The organism is Bacillus cihuensis, assembly GCF_000504145.1.
GTDB lineage: Bacteria > Bacillota > Bacilli > Bacillales > DSM-1321 > Peribacillus > Peribacillus huizhouensis.
In genome coordinates this window covers 64903-80576 of sequence record NZ_KI632499.1, presented here as the reverse complement: position 1 = coordinate 80576, position 15674 = coordinate 64903, and the positions used below count along the sequence as shown (strand labels likewise).

At 35.8% G+C, this 15674-nt stretch carries 14 protein-coding genes and 1 riboswitch; of the genes, 5 read left to right on the top strand and 9 right to left on the bottom strand.

What is annotated here, in order from left to right; genetic code table 11:
- The first annotated feature begins 15 nt into the window (after positions 1-15).
- Positions 16-1026 carry a FecCD family ABC transporter permease gene (locus tag V179_RS0124680; RefSeq protein WP_028393837.1) on the top strand — a complete coding sequence of 337 codons (1011 nt, stop codon included), beginning with the start codon at positions 16-18 and terminating at the stop codon, positions 1024-1026.
- On the top strand, positions 1023-2030 hold the full coding sequence (locus V179_RS0124675; protein WP_028393836.1) for a FecCD family ABC transporter permease: 1008 nt from the start codon (positions 1023-1025) through the stop codon (positions 2028-2030). Before V179_RS0124680 ends, V179_RS0124675 begins: the two co-directional genes overlap by 4 nt.
- Before the next feature lie 287 nt (positions 2031-2317).
- Here V179_RS0124675 and phnX read toward each other — a convergent pair whose 3' ends face one another.
- Genes phnX through V179_RS0124650 form a run of 5 tightly spaced genes read right to left on the bottom strand, consistent with a single transcriptional unit; the run spans position 2318 to position 7632 of the window.
- On the bottom strand, positions 2318-3133 hold the full coding sequence (gene phnX / locus V179_RS0124670; protein ID WP_028393835.1) for a phosphonoacetaldehyde hydrolase: 816 nt from the start codon (positions 3131-3133) through the stop codon (positions 2318-2320).
- Positions 3130-4224, bottom strand: a complete 1095-nt coding sequence (gene phnW / locus V179_RS0124665) for a 2-aminoethylphosphonate--pyruvate transaminase (protein ID WP_028393834.1) — start codon at positions 4222-4224, stop codon at positions 3130-3132. The genes phnX and phnW overlap by 4 nt, the downstream gene beginning before the upstream one ends.
- 21 nt (positions 4225-4245) lie before the next feature.
- A complete protein-coding gene (locus V179_RS0124660) occupies positions 4246-5238 on the bottom strand; it encodes an extracellular solute-binding protein (RefSeq protein WP_028393833.1) in 993 nt (330 codons plus the stop codon).
- Between the two features lie 26 nt (positions 5239-5264).
- A complete protein-coding gene (locus tag V179_RS0124655; protein ID WP_028393832.1) occupies positions 5265-6887 on the bottom strand; it encodes an ABC transporter permease subunit in 1623 nt (540 codons plus the stop codon).
- The gene (locus tag V179_RS0124650) at positions 6880-7632 is read right to left on the bottom strand and encodes an ABC transporter ATP-binding protein (protein WP_028393831.1); all 753 of its coding nucleotides are present in this window, start codon (positions 7630-7632) and stop codon (positions 6880-6882) included. Before V179_RS0124650 ends, V179_RS0124655 begins: the two co-directional genes overlap by 8 nt.
- 249 nt (positions 7633-7881) lie before the next feature.
- Here V179_RS0124650 and V179_RS0124645 point away from each other — a divergent pair, with 249 nt between their 5' ends.
- Positions 7882-8646, top strand: coding sequence for a DeoR/GlpR family DNA-binding transcription regulator (locus tag V179_RS0124645; protein WP_028393830.1), 765 nt, complete (start codon positions 7882-7884; stop codon positions 8644-8646).
- 419 nt (positions 8647-9065) lie between these two features.
- On the opposite strand, the gene queF is transcribed toward V179_RS0124645, so the two are convergent.
- Positions 9066-9566 (bottom strand): preQ(1) synthase, encoded by a 501-nt coding sequence (queF, locus tag V179_RS0124640; protein WP_028393829.1) that lies wholly within the window; start codon positions 9564-9566, stop codon positions 9066-9068.
- A gap of 125 nt (positions 9567-9691) precedes the next feature.
- A riboswitch (PreQ1 riboswitch) is annotated at positions 9692-9738 on the bottom strand.
- Complete coding sequence (locus V179_RS32110) at positions 9718-9849, bottom strand: hypothetical protein (RefSeq protein ID WP_268745219.1); 132 nt, start codon at positions 9847-9849, stop codon at positions 9718-9720. It overlaps the preceding riboswitch by 21 nt.
- A gap of 293 nt (positions 9850-10142) precedes the next feature.
- Between V179_RS32110 and V179_RS0124630 the strand changes: the two genes are divergently transcribed.
- Entirely contained in the window at positions 10143-11546 is a 1404-nt protein-coding gene (locus V179_RS0124630; RefSeq protein WP_028393828.1) for a purine-cytosine permease family protein, read from the top strand.
- A 496-nt stretch (positions 11547-12042) separates the two neighbouring features.
- Here the strand turns inward: V179_RS0124630 and V179_RS0124625 are convergent, their stop codons facing one another.
- A complete protein-coding gene (locus V179_RS0124625; RefSeq protein ID WP_028393827.1) occupies positions 12043-12927 on the bottom strand; it encodes a LysR family transcriptional regulator in 885 nt (294 codons plus the stop codon).
- 120 nt (positions 12928-13047) lie between these two features.
- On the opposite strand from V179_RS0124625, the gene V179_RS0124620 reads away from it, so the two are divergent.
- Entirely contained in the window at positions 13048-14238 is a 1191-nt protein-coding gene (locus tag V179_RS0124620) for a coenzyme F420-0:L-glutamate ligase (protein WP_028393826.1), read from the top strand.
- A 59-nt stretch (positions 14239-14297) separates the two neighbouring features.
- Here V179_RS0124620 and V179_RS0124615 read toward each other — a convergent pair whose 3' ends face one another.
- Positions 14298-15548 (bottom strand): nickel pincer cofactor-dependent isomerase, group 22, encoded by a 1251-nt coding sequence (locus V179_RS0124615; RefSeq protein ID WP_028393825.1) that lies wholly within the window; start codon positions 15546-15548, stop codon positions 14298-14300.
- Positions 15549-15674: the final 126 nt, after the last annotated feature.

The window sequence follows — 15674 nt, the reverse complement described above, 5'->3', positions numbered from 1 at the left end:
AAAGATGAGAGACTAATGAAGAAGGATAAACAACAATCTATTCAACTATTATTAAAGTTTTTAGCAGCATTCATTTTATTTGTTAGCATGTTTCTTGTTTCAATCATATTTGGTGCTGCCGACACTACTATGAAAGATGTTTGGCTCACACTTACATCTAATGCCACTAGCAGTGCTATTTCGATTATCCGCGAAATTCGTTTGCCGCGGGAAATTGGAGCAATTTTTGTTGGAGCAGCATTAGCTGTCTCTGGTGCTATTATGCAAGGAATTACAAGAAATCCCCTTGCTGATCCAGGTTTGCTTGGTTTATCAGCAGGAGCGAATACAGCTTTAGCAATCACCATTGCCTTTATTCCTTCCGTAAATTACTTTGGTATAATGGTTGCTTGTTTTATTGGAGCAGCTTTAGGTTCCTTCTTGGTTTTTGGGATTTCCACCATGAAAAAAGGCGGCTTTTCTCCACTCCGAATTGTCCTAGCTGGTTCTGCTATTTCTGCTTTTCTATATGCAATCGGCGACGGGATTAGTATTTATTTTAAAGTGGCTAAAAATGTTTCTATGTGGACGTCTGGAGGATTGATCGGAACAACTTGGGGGCAACTTCAAGCTATTATTCCTGTCATTTTAATTGGTATTATTATTTCTATTGTTCTCTCAAGACAATTGACGATTCTTAGTTTAAATGAAGAAGTCGCTGTAGGATTAGGTCAAAAAACAGCACAAATAAAAATTATTCTTTTTGTTGTTATTATCCTTCTTGCAGGTGCTTCTGTGGCGCTAGTCGGAAATATGGCCTTTATCGGCTTAATGATCCCGCATATTGTTCGAGCAATAGTAGGGACAGATTATCGCTACATTATTCCTATGTCTGCCATTTTAGGCGCTTCTTTTATGCTTCTAGCTGATACACTCGGACGGACTCTGCATTCTCCATATGAAACACCGGTGTTTGCCATCGTTTCACTAATAGGCTTACCTTTCTTCCTAATTATCGTTCATAAAGGGGGCAAGGCATTCTCATGATTCAGTCCGCATTAATTAGAAAACAAAGAATCATTTTATGCACTTTACTAGTACTCATTTTACTAACAATTATAATAGGTATGGGATTAGGCTACGCTTCACTTTCCTATGATCGCCTTCTTCCAACTCTGATTGGTCAAGGCACGTTTAAAGAGGAATTTGTTCTATTTTCTATTCGACTGCCCCGAATTTTTATTACAGTATTAGCAGGAATGGCGCTTGCCCTATCTGGTGCTATTTTACAAGGAGTCACTCGCAATGATCTAGCTGACCCCGGCATTATTGGCATTAACTCTGGGGCAGGTTTAGCAATCACGGTTTATTTTCTATTTTTCCCGATAGATGTTAGTTCATTTGTCTATATGCTACCATTAGTCGGGTTTTGCGGGGCATTAGTAACTTCCTTCTTCCTATACATCCTGTCCTATAATCGCAGGGAAGGCTTACTGCCGACAAGATTTGTATTAGTTGGAGTTGGTTTATCAATGGCTTTTTCCGGAGCCATGATTGTCCTGATATCATCTTCTGAACGGGAAAAAGTCGACTTTGTTACTAAATGGCTAGCCGGTAATATTTGGGGAACGGATTGGCCTTTCATTTTGGCTATGCTTCCATGGCTAGTCATTCTCATTCCATTTACTTTATACAAAGCAAATCGCTTAAATATTCTTGGCTTAAGTGAACCTGTCGCAATTGGTGTTGGTGTTTCCATCGAAAAGGAACGTATCAGTTTGCTTTTAACAGCCGTTGCTTTGGCTGCTTCTGCCGTCTCCGTTACAGGGGGAATTGCATTTATTGGTCTTATGGCTCCACATATTGCTAAAGCATTAGTCGGCCCGCGAAATCAATTATTCATTCCTGTCTCTCTTCTAATGGGAGGATGGTTATTATTACTCGCAGATACAATCGGCCGTAATTTAGTCGATCCTGACGGAATTCCTGCTGGCATTATGGTTTCATTAATTGGTGCTCCTTATTTTATTTATTTGCTATTTAAAAAATAGCTCACATATGGTGATGTTCAATACAAAACTTAAATGGCGTAATAAGTACTAAACCGTGTACAACGCTACACTCACCTAATCACAATGGCGGCGGCGCGGAGCCTGAATTTTCGATGATATCTTAATAAAAATAGTATACCTGATAAATAATTTAGGCATAGTAGTAAGTCGCGGAGCCCCGCCCCATGTCCTCATACAAAAAGGTAAGCCCCCATACTCTACTTTATAAGCAGATTATGGGGGCTCTGTATTGCATATAGCTTGCTTACTTTATTAATGTCTTATAATTATCCTGCATTCGGTCGCTTACCTTCTGCAATAAGACCATTTATATGCTCAATTAAACTTGGAAGTTCACTCATTGTTTTAATCGTAAAATCAGCTCCATTTTCTTTGAAAACTTGTTCTGTTTTAGTCATGACAGCTTCCTTTTCAGCTTCAGATAACTGATTAAATTCAGTTAAGCTTAATCCCATTTCTGAGCTACCAACGATCACGCCGACTGACCAAACCCCTGCATGAACTCCCTCTTTAATATCAGAAACTGTATCGCCTACTTTAACGACCTTCCATGATGCTGTTAACTGAAGCTTCTCCATGTTTCGATAAATCATATAAGGATATGGTCTTCCAAACGAGTTTGTTTCATCAGCGGTAATATAACAATCCGGACTGTAGCCTTTTTTCAACGCATTAGGAACAACAACATCCATCATCGTATTCGTATAACCTGTTGTTGAACCAATTTTTAAGCCTTGATTTCTCAATACTTCAACCGTTTCAATCACCTCAGGAATTGGGTCCGTATACTCTGATAATGAAGCCATAAGTGCAGGTTCGAATTCAGCAAATAAATCATTTACATCTTGGTCATTAAATGCTCGTCCGAATTTCTCTTCCCATAAGGCAGATACTCTAGGCATGGACAACATCGCACGAATATGGTCAATTTTCAACATTCCCATTGGAGCCCTTGCTTCCTCCATCGTAACATCAATACCTACATTCTTAAAAATATCTACAAATACATTTACTGGTGCAAAGCAACCAAAGTCAACTGTTGTTCCTGCCCAATCAAAAATTACACCTTCAATTTTGTTCATTTTGTCACCACTCCCATATATTCTTCAATAATATTGCATAATTCATGGATATCTTCCTCGTAGATTTCACCAATATTGCCAATGCGGAATGTATCTACATCTGTTAACTTCCCTGGATAGATGACAAACCCTCTCTCTTTCACATATTGGTAAAATTCCCCAAAGTTGAATTGTTCGTTCGGAAACATAAATGTAGTAATAATCGGTGATTGTTTTTCAGCTGAAATATAAGCACGAATCCCTACTTTTTCAAGTCTCTCTCTTAAAACCCCGTTATTCGTTTGATAACGAGTAAATCTAGCAGAAACACCGCCTTCTTCTACCAATTCATCAATGGCTTTAGAAAATGCTGCTACTACATGTGTTGGCGAAGTATAGCGCCATTTTCCATCTTGGTCCATCTCTTTCCATTGATCAAATAAATCCAATGACAAACTTCTAGCATTTCCTTTACATGCTTTAAGTTTTTCTAAATTAGCAATGACAAACCCAAATCCCGGAACACCTTGAATACACTTATTTGCACTACTAATTAAATAATCAATCCCAAGATTAGGCACATTAATTTCTATTCCACCAAAGCTACTCATAGCATCAATAATTAATGTTTTTCCATATTCCTTAGACAGACTCGCGATCATCTCGATCGGATTTAAAATACCAGTCGTTGTCTCACAATGTACCATGACGATATGGGTAATTTCCTGATCTTCTTCTAAAATCTCTCTAATTTCTGCTTCATTTGGATATTCATTATATGCGACACTATATTGGCTAAAATTTAGACCGATATATTGAGCCATTTTTACGACACGCTCACCATAGGCACCATTCGTTATGATTAACACCTTATCCTGATCCGATATAGTAGAGGTCATCACGGATTCAACAGAGAACGTGCCACTTCCTTGCATGAGTACAACCGTGTACTCTTCCTTCGTTGCCGATGCAAATTCAAGAAGCTGATCCCTAATTTTTTGAGTAATATCTTTATAGTCTTGATCCCAAGTGCATCGGTCAAAAAGCATTTCCTCTTTCACTGTCTTAGTCGTTGTTAATGGACCTGGTGTTAAAAGTTTATAGTTTTTCATATGCCCTTCACTCCCTTTTTACTATTTCGCTGAATTGAAGAATTCTTGGTGTTGTTTTAATAAATCAACAGTTAGTGGTTTTTCAAATTTCATAGAGTGTGTCGGTTTGTGAGTATCAGAAACAGTTTCACCCTCATAAAGTGCTACTGGATAGTATTGCAATAAATCTTTTCTAGCATCTTTAATAATGACTTCAGCCATTTTCATTGCTAGCTTCGTTGTTTCGTCGTCTTTTTTCACAACTGCAATCGATTCTGTAAGAGAAAAATTGCCTTCAATCGGGTCAATATAATCAATTGGTGCACCTGATTCCTTCGCTACTACCGCTTGATGACGAAGACCAAAGCCAGCCGCTACTTCTCCAGCTTGTACTTTCTTAATCGGGCCTGAACCTGAACTTTCAAGATGTGGACCACTATTTGCAATTAAATCATGAAGAATTGTTTTCCCCTCAGCTTCACCGTACTTAGAGATAATCGCTTGAACTAACAACCAGCCTGTTGAAGAATCCATAATATTAGGAATGGATACTAAATCTTTATATTCTGGTTTTGTTAAATCTTTAATAGATGTTGGCATTGTTAAGCCTTTTTGTTTAATGACTTCTGTATTTACAAAAATTGAACCTGTGTTAGCTAAAACCGGCGTATAAAATGATGGGTATTTTTCTAATGCACCAGTTTCAAACGCTAAGTCTGCAAACATTGGATGTTGTTCCTGGGCACTTTCTAAAAAATAAGAACTCATCGTAACTAAATTGGCATCAATTTGATCTCCTTCTGCCATGAGCTTTCCACCTAATTCGGAAGTACCTAATGATTGAAGAATATATTCCCCTTCATATCCAGCATTTTTCAATGCACTTTCCATGGCAGCAACAGCTTCTTCATCACCATTCGTTTGAATAACAACCTTTTTTGCACCAGCTTCTTTTTGACTATTACATGCTACTAATGTAAAGACTAAACATAAACTAAACAGAGTAATCATCATTTTTTTCATGTTTTTAAACATACAATTCCCTCACTTTGTCTTGTGCATTATGAATGATTTATTGATTGTCTTTTTTGGAAGTAATCACAAAGTATCTTAATCAGTAAATTTGTAAAAAAGATTAATAGCGATAATACAAAGATTTCATTAAATTTAGCAAAATGCTGCAACTGTTTAATTTCGGTAGCTACTAATGAAGTTTGAGCTGTAACTAAAAAGATAATCCCACTCACTGTAACCATTGAATTGATAAAATAATAGCTAATCATCTCAATCACGGTTGATGCTGAATTTGGTAGAATCACCCGATAGATGGTCTTCAGCCAACTATCTCCCAATAATTCTCCCGTTGTTTCCCAAGATGGATTCATTTTAGACAATGAATTTTTTGCCATTAAATATGGTGTCGTAAAGAAATGGACAATATTACATAGGATGATAATGATGAATGTCCCTTTTAAACTACTGCCATTAAAGAGCAGTAAATACGATAAACCTAACACCATACCTGGGACTGTGTTCGTAATCATTGAAATACTATCAATCGTTGACTTCCCTCTCAAAGGTGTACGAGCGTTTAAAATGGCTGAACCATAGGCAACGAGTGTACCTAATACAGCCGTTAATGCAGCTACTATCACTGAATTTTTATATACGTTTACTAAATCACTTGATTGGAAGATGTCCATCACATGCTTAAATGTGAAAGTAAGATCATAAGGATAACTAGCTAAAAATGGTGCAATAAACATGATGGCAAAGACAGAAAGCATCGCTACGATAATTGCCGAGGAAATGATGCCAAAAATGATATCTCTTCCTTTATGCTGCATCAGCTCAATCGCACTAAACTTGTCATAATGGAAATTTAATTTTTCAAGATAATTTAGTAGTAAGACACCAAACACAGCTGGTAGTAACATCAAAATTGCAATGACTGCACCTTGGTTAAAATCTGGAATCGATCCGAGCATCACTTGGTAGAGTTGAGTTGCTACTACCGCATACGTTCCGCCTACCGAAGCTGGTATCCCGAAATCTGTAAAACTCAAAACGAATGAAAGAACAAAAGCTCCTCCTAAAGTTGCCCATAATGGCCGGACAATCGTGTTCATAAAGCTTCTTAACGAGCCGTCACCCATTAATTTAGAAACAATGATAAATTTTTTATCAATGTACTTGAAAGAGTTATTAATGAGCAGGAACGCTGCCGGTAATGTATAAATGACATAGCCAATTAACAAGCCATTAAGCCCATAAATGTCAAACAAACTTTGGCCAAAAATTTTCGTTAGTAAGCCTTGGTTTCCAAAAGAATACATAATGGCGAACCCATACGTAATCGTTGGAAGTAACATCGGGATAAGAATCCCTGTTTTTATAACTGTTTTGATTGGTCGATAGATTCTTGTACAATTGACGGCATAGGCAAGTGCAAATGCCAAAATCGTTGTGATTACCGCTGTTATACTAGAAACTTTTATACTGTTTCCAAATGCCTCAATTAAGTCCTTATGAGACAGAATAGAAAGGTAATTCGATATGCCAAGTCCTTGATTCGTTTCAAACGAGCGAACAAATAAAGTGCCAAGTGGAAATAATAGAAACACTGCAAATACTATTAGTATAGATAAGAAAATAATTCGCATTTCTGTTTTAGCTTTAGGCATGCTGTTCACCAAATAAGTTATAAATATTTTGTCTCTTAATCTGTAATTGTTTCAGGATAAACTCTTCAACGAAATCATTTTTTGGTTGATTAATAATTTCCTGAGGTGTTCCAAATTGAGATATATTCCCCTGATTGATAATTAGAATTTTATCTGACAACGTTAATGCTTCTTCGGGATCATGCGTTACAATAATCGTCGTAAGCTTATACTCTCTTGCAATAGATTGAATGCGCTGTTTGATGGATTCTTTGATGACTCCGTCTAGTGCGCTCAAAGGCTCATCTAGTAATAATATTTTTGGTTTCATAACTAATGTTCTTGCAAGAGCTACCCTCTGTTTCTGACCACCCGATAACTCGCCGATTTTCTTTGTTAAATGAGGTTTTAACTCTAAGAATTCGATGTATTCTTGAAGCTCTTTCTCTGACACTAATCCCTTCTTATTTCTTAAACCATATACAATATTTTCATAAGCACTTAAATGGGGAAAGAGCGCATAATCTTGGAATACAATATTGAATCCACGATTCTTCATCGATACATGACTCATATCCATATCATTAAAAATAATCTTTCCATGGTCCAATTGAGTTAAGCCTAAAATAATATTTAATAAAGTAGTTTTTCCACTCCCACTTGGACCTAATAGAGAAACAATTTCACCAGCTTTAATTTCAACATTAATGTCATCTAAAACTACTTTTCTATCGAATTGTTTGCTTACATTTTGTAATTTCAGCAAACTGTTCACCCCCCTTAAACACAACCTTAGTATAAAAACTATATGTAAATTGAAATAAAGATTCACGTAAACACTATGTAAATTTTGCATATTTTATAACTAAGTTAATACCAATTTATGAACAATTTATCCTTCATTTATTAATAACTTATCTTATTATTTATGTAAATATATTGAATGTATAATAAGTAATCAGTACACTAGAATTAATGCTGCTTTAAAAAATGATAACTTTGAGTAGGTGAATTTATGTTTCCAGTTGAAAGACAACAGAAAATTATTGAATTGTTAATGATAAAAAAAGTGCTTAAGATATCTGAGCTAACTGAAGAATTAAAAGTCTCTGTTGATACTCTTCGTAGAGATCTAAACCTGCTTACAAGACAAGGGAAAATCGAAAAAATTTATGGTGGAGTTAAACTAGTTGAACCAAAATTTGGGGAATCTACAATTGACGAACGCATGGTCAGTCATTTAGATGAAAAAGAATCAATTGCACGAAAATGTAGCGAATTGATCTATGACGGTGATTGTATTTTTATTGATAGCGGCTCAACAACCTATCAAATTGCAAAATACATTAAAAATAAGAAGAAGCTAACTGTAGTGACGAATTCAATTCCTGTTGTATTAGAATTAATCAATAGCGATGTCGAGCTGATAATCATTGGAGGAAAGGTCAGACATAATGAACAATCTGTAGTAGCTTATGATTATTTATTTAATTTTAGTGAATTGAATATAGTAAAAGCGTTTATTTGTGCCAGTGGGATCACAATCGAAAAAGGAATTTCTGATTATAACTTAGAGGAAGCAATTACGAGGAAAAAAATAATTGAATTATCTAAGGAAATTTATGTTGCCGCTGACAGTACAAAATTCGGTAAGGATGTCACAATTGGGATTGCAACGCTTGATAAAATTCATTACATTATTACAGACCAAAATGTAAATAAAAATCTTATCGATACATTTAAGAAAACAAGCACCCATTTAATCCTTTCAGAAAGATAATCCTCATCCAAAACGAATATAGCGTTATAACGCCTTCAATTACCATGAAGGATTAATCCCGTAGCACGCTACACTCACCTAATCATAATGGTGGCGGTGCGAAGCAGGTCTTTGCAATACTCTCTTAATAAAGTAAGTATATCTGCAAAGTAGATTGGCTGTATTAGTAAGTCGCGAAGCCCCGTCCCCATGTCCTTATACAAAAAAACGGAAATTCCACTCGTAATGAACAAATTGAGCAGAATTTCCGTCTTATTATTTTCATTTTATAATTTTATTATTATATGGAATACATTAATATTAGTTAAATATTTCACATGAAGTTCATGATTTTAGGAGAATGCAATATTCTTTTAGACAAACCTCTTCATCAAACCATATTTTTCCATACCACTATGTTTCCTTGCTTGTTTCAACTATTAACGATTATCTATTTTTTCAGGATAAAGATCATGATTCATTAAACGGAAATTAGCCATCTCTTCGTATTTAGTACCTGGTTTCCCATAATTGCACCAAGGGTCGATGGAAATACCGCCACGTGGTGTAAATTTCCCCCAAACCTCAATATACCTTGGGTCAAGTAATTTAATTAGATCGTTCATAATGATGTTGACGCAATCTTCATGGAAATCACCATGATTACGAAAACTAAACAGATATAATTTTAGTGATTTACTCTCGACAATTTTTTTATCTGGAACGTAAGAAATGTACATCGTTGCAAAATCAGGCTGATGTGTCAGTGGACATAAACTAGTAAATTCCGGACAGTTAAATTTCACGAAATAATCACGATTCGAATGAAGACTATCTACAGCTTCCAATACCTCAGGTGCATAGTTGAATGAATATTGCGTATGTTGATTTCCTAATAGCGTTAAATCCTTTAAACCTTCTTCATGGCTTCGGCCAGACATAAAAAATCCCCCTTTAAATGGTTCCCCGACACTGTTTTAAAAGAGAGATCCGCTAATCATTCTTTTACAACTAACAGGATAAAATATAAAAAGCCCTGTCCAGTATGGACATGGCTTAATGTCATGTATCCATAGTTTTTTATAGAGGGTATCAGCTATGAACCTCTCCCGTTTTAGCTCGGGCATTCTCTTCTTTCATATCATAAAGAACACTTGGCAAAACGTCAAATGAAAATTTATTCCGCAATAACGATCGGTAAAACCCCACTGATTGAAGTTTCAATTTACTTCCCCCCAACTACTAATGCTGTTCTTAATTCATATATCAATTGGAAGGAATCATCAAACAGTCACCCATTTCACTGAATATACTACAAATCCTATGATATAAGGAGGAATTGATAGATGGAGTGGTCTTTTAGTAATCTAACCATCAAACAGCCGCAATAATGACGTTTGCCATGTCTTTATCTATATTGATATATTAAATATAGAATATTGTGGGATGACGAATCTGTGCTTAACAGGCGAAATGTAGATTGTGAAATTATACACAAAAAAGAGGAGTCGATACGTATGAGATCTGTCAAAGTAACAGATCACAAAGTGATAGAAGATGAAATGAAAGATGATTTTTCATTAGTTAGAGTACCACGACAGCACAGGAATATGGGATGGCTAAGTATTACTAATATTACTTTCGGTATAGCAACAGCCATTTTCTATTTTCAAATGGGGAGCGTTATGGCGCTTCAATTCGGAGCCATTAATGCAATCATATCCTCCATATACGCGATTATCGTAGCTGGTGTATTAGGAACATTCATTGCTTATCTTTCAGCAAAATCCGGTATGAACGTCAATTTATTATCTAGAGGTGGTGGATTCGGCTATATAGGTGCATCATTAACCTCATTTATTTATGCAACGAACTTCATTATGTATTGTGCATTTGAAGGCTTGATTTTAGTTTACGCTGTTCATACCTTCTTCCCAGTTCTACCAAAATGGGTGCTTATCCTTTTCTTCGGAACCATTGTTATCCCGTTGAATTGGTTTGGTATAAAACAACTGGATAAATTACAAAAGTGGTCTTTACCGATTTTCGGTATTTTTTTAGTAACCGCAATCATTGTATCGATTAACACACCTTCCCTATACGAAGGGGAATTTTGGACATACATGCCTGAGGGCGTTCAAATAGGAGGCAAAGCTCTATTGTCCTGTATAGGAATGCACCATGGGATTATGGGTCTAACAGCCCTTCTTGGTTCAGACTATGCCCGTTTCCTTAAACCTAAAGACATTAAGGTAGGATCGGTTGCCATTGGCTTTATTCCGCAAATTTTTTGTTTTGGAGTTATGGGTGGTCTTGGTATATGGTTTGGCGTTCGTCTAGGTGAACCAAATCCAGGTGTATACATCGTGCTACTTCTTGGTATCGGTGGAGCGCTGTTCACAATGTTAACCCAACTAAGAATTAATGTGACAAATATATATAGTAGCTCCTTATCCCTTTCCAATTTCTTCGAAAATATTTTTAAATTTACACCAGGCAGACGTTTCTGGGTAGTTGTAACAGGGATATCCGCGATAGCTTTAATGCTCGGTGGGATAGTGAACCATCTGGATACAGCCATGACATTCCAGGGAGTCTTTTTATTAGCGTGGGCAGCCATATTAGTCAGTGACGCCATGATTGTCAAAAAGTTATTAAAAATTGGACCCGGTTATTATGAATCCAGACAGGAGTATCTATATAAATGGAATCCTGTAGGAGTCGTGTCATTACTAATTGCAAGCGGTTTAGGAACGATCGCAGCATTAGGATATATGGGGACGTTTTTACAAAGCACTGCCGCATTCTTTGCTGCAATTCTAGCAGCTATACTTACAGTAATATTAGCAATTTTTACAAAAGGTAAGTATTACAACAAAGGCGAACCAAATGACATTCACAAGGAAGATTATATAGCATAAGAATGTTTATTTGATTAATAAGTTACGTTTACAATCTCCTGATTTTTTACTATTACCCCCCCGGTCCCCCTTCCGGATAGCCTTTTATTAGGCACTTGATTCGTTTTCTCGCTATCTTCCCTTTCACATATGAGAAATGCTTAAATATGTAGGTTAAAAGATGGGAATTGTATTTGAAGATTTTTCATTTGGCTCAGACTTTCTAATTTTTGATTTGGAAAAGTCCAAATGTTTTTACCTATAGCCTATTTGTTCTAAGGTATTGAACTTGATTCCCACGCCCATCTAAACCTGCAAGCTATTTTTCAATGTCCAATCCTTAACCACTGTACAAATTAATTTGAATTAGGAAAAAGAGTAGCCAGACTATTCTTTTTTCTCCTGTTTTATAAATTCGATTTGTCCTTAAAAAAAATAAGTAGTTATATTTTATTTCTCTCTCTGAGCTCAAGAGGTCGAATTTACAAATGATTCTTTAACAGAAAAACTTTTACATCTATTTATTTTCTATGATCTCAACAAATTTTGTTGAAGCTGGCGATAGAGGCACACTCTTTAAAAAGCAGACTCCAATGTTCCTCTTCGGTATTTCCTCCATTAATTGTACTTCATACAATAAGCCATTATTTAAATAATCATGAGAAAATTCTTTCGTCACACACGCAATTCCTAAATTTATCTTAGCAAACTCCAATAATAAATCATGAGAGCCTAATTCAAATTCTGGCGAAATCTTAATACCTTTAGATATCAGATAATCCTCGACATACTTTCTAGAAACCGATTTGGGCTCGAGTAATATTAAAGGCAGTTTTACTACTTCATTAAGGCTTATTGGCTTAGATAAGCTTTTCTTATATTTCTCGCCACAAACAAAAATATCTTGGACTTCAATACATGGTATAAGTTCTAAAGTAGAATCATCAAGGGGAAAATTACAAATTGCAATATCAACCTCTCCTGATTTTAATATAGAACAGATCTCTAATGTTGTACCATTAACAATCTTTAATTTGATATTGGGATACTTATTATGAAAAGCTTCTAAATAAGGAAGTAAATAATACCTAGATATCGTATCACCAACACCTATCTTTAATTCCCCTGTCGTTAAATTTTTAAACTCCAAAATCTTTTCTTCCCCAACATCAATTAAATTAAGTGCCGAATGAACATATTCAAATAGAAGACTACCCTCATTTGTTAATGATACTCCCTTTGGGGTTCTATTAAATAGACGGATATCTAATTCTCTCTCTAATTGCATGATCGCTTGACTGACAGCTGGTTGTGACATATAAAGGTCTTTTGCTGCCTTAGAAAAACTCTCGCTTTTTCCTACCTTATAAAATACTTTATATAAATCTAATTTACTTACCATATAAACACTCCTTATACCTACCATTCGATATATCCATTTTACTTATATCACTAAAACGATGTATAGTACAAGTAGGGACATACTATAAATTAACTTTACTAGTTATAAGGAGCGATTATTTTGGAAAGAGTTGTAGGAACTGTTGTAAGAGGTCTTCGTTGTCCAATCATCAATCAAGGGGATAACATTGAAGAAATCGTTGTCGATAGTGTGTTAAAAGCTGCAGAAGTTGAAAGTTTTAACATTAATGATAAAGATATCGTTACATTAACAGAATCAATCGTAGCTCGTGCTCAAGGGAATTACGCGACTATTGATCATATTGCTAAAGATGTTCAAGCAAAATTTGGAGAAGATACTGTTGGTGTTATTTTTCCTATCTTAAGTCGTAATCGTTTTTCAAACTTGCTACGTGGTATTGCAAAAGGAGCTAAAAAAATTGTTTTAATGCTTAGCTACCCATCTGATGAAGTTGGAAATCACTTAGTTGATATAGACGTTCTTGATGAAAAGGGAGTTAACCCTTGGACCGATGTTTTAACAGAAAAACAATTCCGTGATCATTTTGGCTATAATAAACATCCTTTTACTGGTGTTGATTATATTGAATATTATAAATCTTTAGTTGAAGAACATGGCGTTGAATGCGAAGTAATCTTCTCAAACAATGCAAAGACGATCTTAGATTACACGAAGAGTGTCCTTACTTGCGATATTCATACGAGATTTAGAACAAAGAGAATCTTAAAAGCAAACGGCGGCGAAAAAATTTATAGCCTCGATAATATTTTATCGGAGTCTATTGATGGCAGCGGATGTAATGAAGCATACGGGTTGCTTGGATCTAATAAAGCAACTGAAGATAGTATTAAACTTTTCCCACGTGATTGCCAACCTATCGTTGATAAAATTCAGCAAATGCTTAAAGAGAAAACTGGCAAAAATGTTGAAGTTATGGTTTATGGCGATGGAGCGTTTAAAGACCCGGTAGGTAAAATATGGGAATTGGCTGATCCAGTCGTATCACCAGCTTATACATCAGGACTTGATGGCACACCTAATGAAGTAAAATTAAAATATCTTGCTGATAATAACTTTGCTGATTTAAGAGGTGAAGAACTGAAACAAGCGATCTCTCAATACATTAACAATAAAGATGCGGATCTTGTAGGTGCTATGGAAGCACAAGGGACTACTCCTCGAAAACTTACCGATCTGATCGGTTCTTTATCAGATTTAACTTCAGGAAGCGGTGACAAAGGTACACCTATTGTCTTCATCCAAGGTTATTTCGATAATTACACTAAATAAGATTCATTCATAATATAAAAAACGGCTTCCTTTTGGAAAGCCGTTTTTTATGTTTGTAATTACATCTGCAAGAAATAGCCGTCTTCATCAAACTGCATTTCATGTAGATCCTCTAATACTTCGATGTTTTCTTTATCTTTTAGTTCATTAAATATAACCTCAGATACGTATAGCTCACCAATATGAAGAGTATTTGGGATACGTACAATTCTTGCCTCAACAGACGCAACGCCCCAGTTAGCACGTAGCGCTGCTTTTAATGCTTCCTGATCATTGTCAAGAACGATTGGAATTTTTGCTCGATCTAAAAATGTACTCGTTACAACATTTTCATTCATTGCTTGATAATCAATTTTTTCAAACAAGCGTTTAGTCGTTAAATCAGATAAGCCGATACCAAGGGCATTTCCATGGCTAGCCTCACTTATATTTGAAGCAATGACATATTTAATACTTGGCTTTTTCGGCTCTTCTACTCCCAATACACGAATTCGGCCAATAATATTTGTATCCATACCCGTGCCACTGTAATTTTTACCGATTTCATCCACTACTAAAATATCCATTTCTTCTACTGGTAAACTTGGCATCATCGCGAATGCTTTCACCAATAATTCTCTTTCACGTTCTTCAATTTTGTCTGGCTCGATCGCTTCGATAATCGCTGTTTCCTCATGGGCATTTTCAACAATAGCGATTCCAAACAAAGTATTGGAATTTTTAATGCACACTTTCCCAACTTCAGGCATCATATCGCGAATTCCCTTAATGCCATATGTGTGTAATGCTAGCGCCTGTTTATGCTTTCCAATACCAATAGATGCCATTTTCAAGACACCGCTCTCGATGTCCTTCTTAAAGTCTGTATGCGGCTTAACGCGCCCCATAATGATAATGCCATCGGCTTGAGAAGCATGTTTATCAAGATATACGGGAACACCATCTGAAGTAACACCAACTTCAACTACTTCCATAGAAGAACGAATTTCACAACCCGTTGACTCTTCGGTAACCCCTAGTCCTTCTAGTACCTCAACTTGTCCTTCAGCAGTTGCACCACCATGACTGCCCATAGCAGGAATGATAAATGGCGTAGCGCCTAATTTTTTAATCTCATCTGCAACACTTTTGACGATTAATGGGATATTTGCAATACCGCGACTTCCGACTGTTATTGCAATTTCCATTCCAGACTTAATTTTCTCGTCTGCCTTCACATGTTTAAATTGTTCCGTAATCGTTACAGGGATGTTATCTACACTTTCGAATTCGAATTTTTGTCTTATTTTCGCTACTTTTGGAAAAGACATTATTCTACACTCCTTTCAAACTAAACAGCTTTTTAAACAAAGGGGAGCAAGAGATCTATAAAAAATCCCTTGCTTTACTACCATTATTATTAATTGTTTCTCATGAGCTAATTCAATCGCCATCCG

Bases quoted from the DNA above. Each gene is read 5' to 3' on its own strand.
- V179_RS0124680 (WP_028393837.1), top strand. From the start codon at position 16: ATGAAGAAGGATAAACAACAATCTATTCAACTATTATTAAAGTTTTTA.
- V179_RS0124675 (WP_028393836.1), top strand. From the start codon at position 1,023: ATGATTCAGTCCGCATTAATTAGAAAACAAAGAATCATTTTATGCACT.
- phnX (WP_028393835.1), bottom strand. From the start codon at position 3,133: ATGAACAAAATTGAAGGTGTAATTTTTGATTGGGCAGGAACAACAGTT.
- phnW (WP_028393834.1), bottom strand. From the start codon at position 4,224: ATGAAAAACTATAAACTTTTAACACCAGGTCCATTAACAACGACTAAG.
- V179_RS0124660 (WP_028393833.1), bottom strand. From the start codon at position 5,238: ATGTTTAAAAACATGAAAAAAATGATGATTACTCTGTTTAGTTTATGT.
- V179_RS0124655 (WP_028393832.1), bottom strand. From the start codon at position 6,887: ATGCCTAAAGCTAAAACAGAAATGCGAATTATTTTCTTATCTATACTA.
- V179_RS0124645 (WP_028393830.1), top strand. From the start codon at position 7,882: ATGTTTCCAGTTGAAAGACAACAGAAAATTATTGAATTGTTAATGATA.
- queF (WP_028393829.1), bottom strand. From the start codon at position 9,566: ATGTCTGGCCGAAGCCATGAAGAAGGTTTAAAGGATTTAACGCTATTA.
- V179_RS0124630 (WP_028393828.1), top strand. From the start codon at position 10,143: ATGAGATCTGTCAAAGTAACAGATCACAAAGTGATAGAAGATGAAATG.
- V179_RS0124625 (WP_028393827.1), bottom strand. From the start codon at position 12,927: ATGGTAAGTAAATTAGATTTATATAAAGTATTTTATAAGGTAGGAAAA.
- V179_RS0124615 (WP_028393825.1), bottom strand. From the start codon at position 15,548: ATGTCTTTTCCAAAAGTAGCGAAAATAAGACAAAAATTCGAATTCGAA.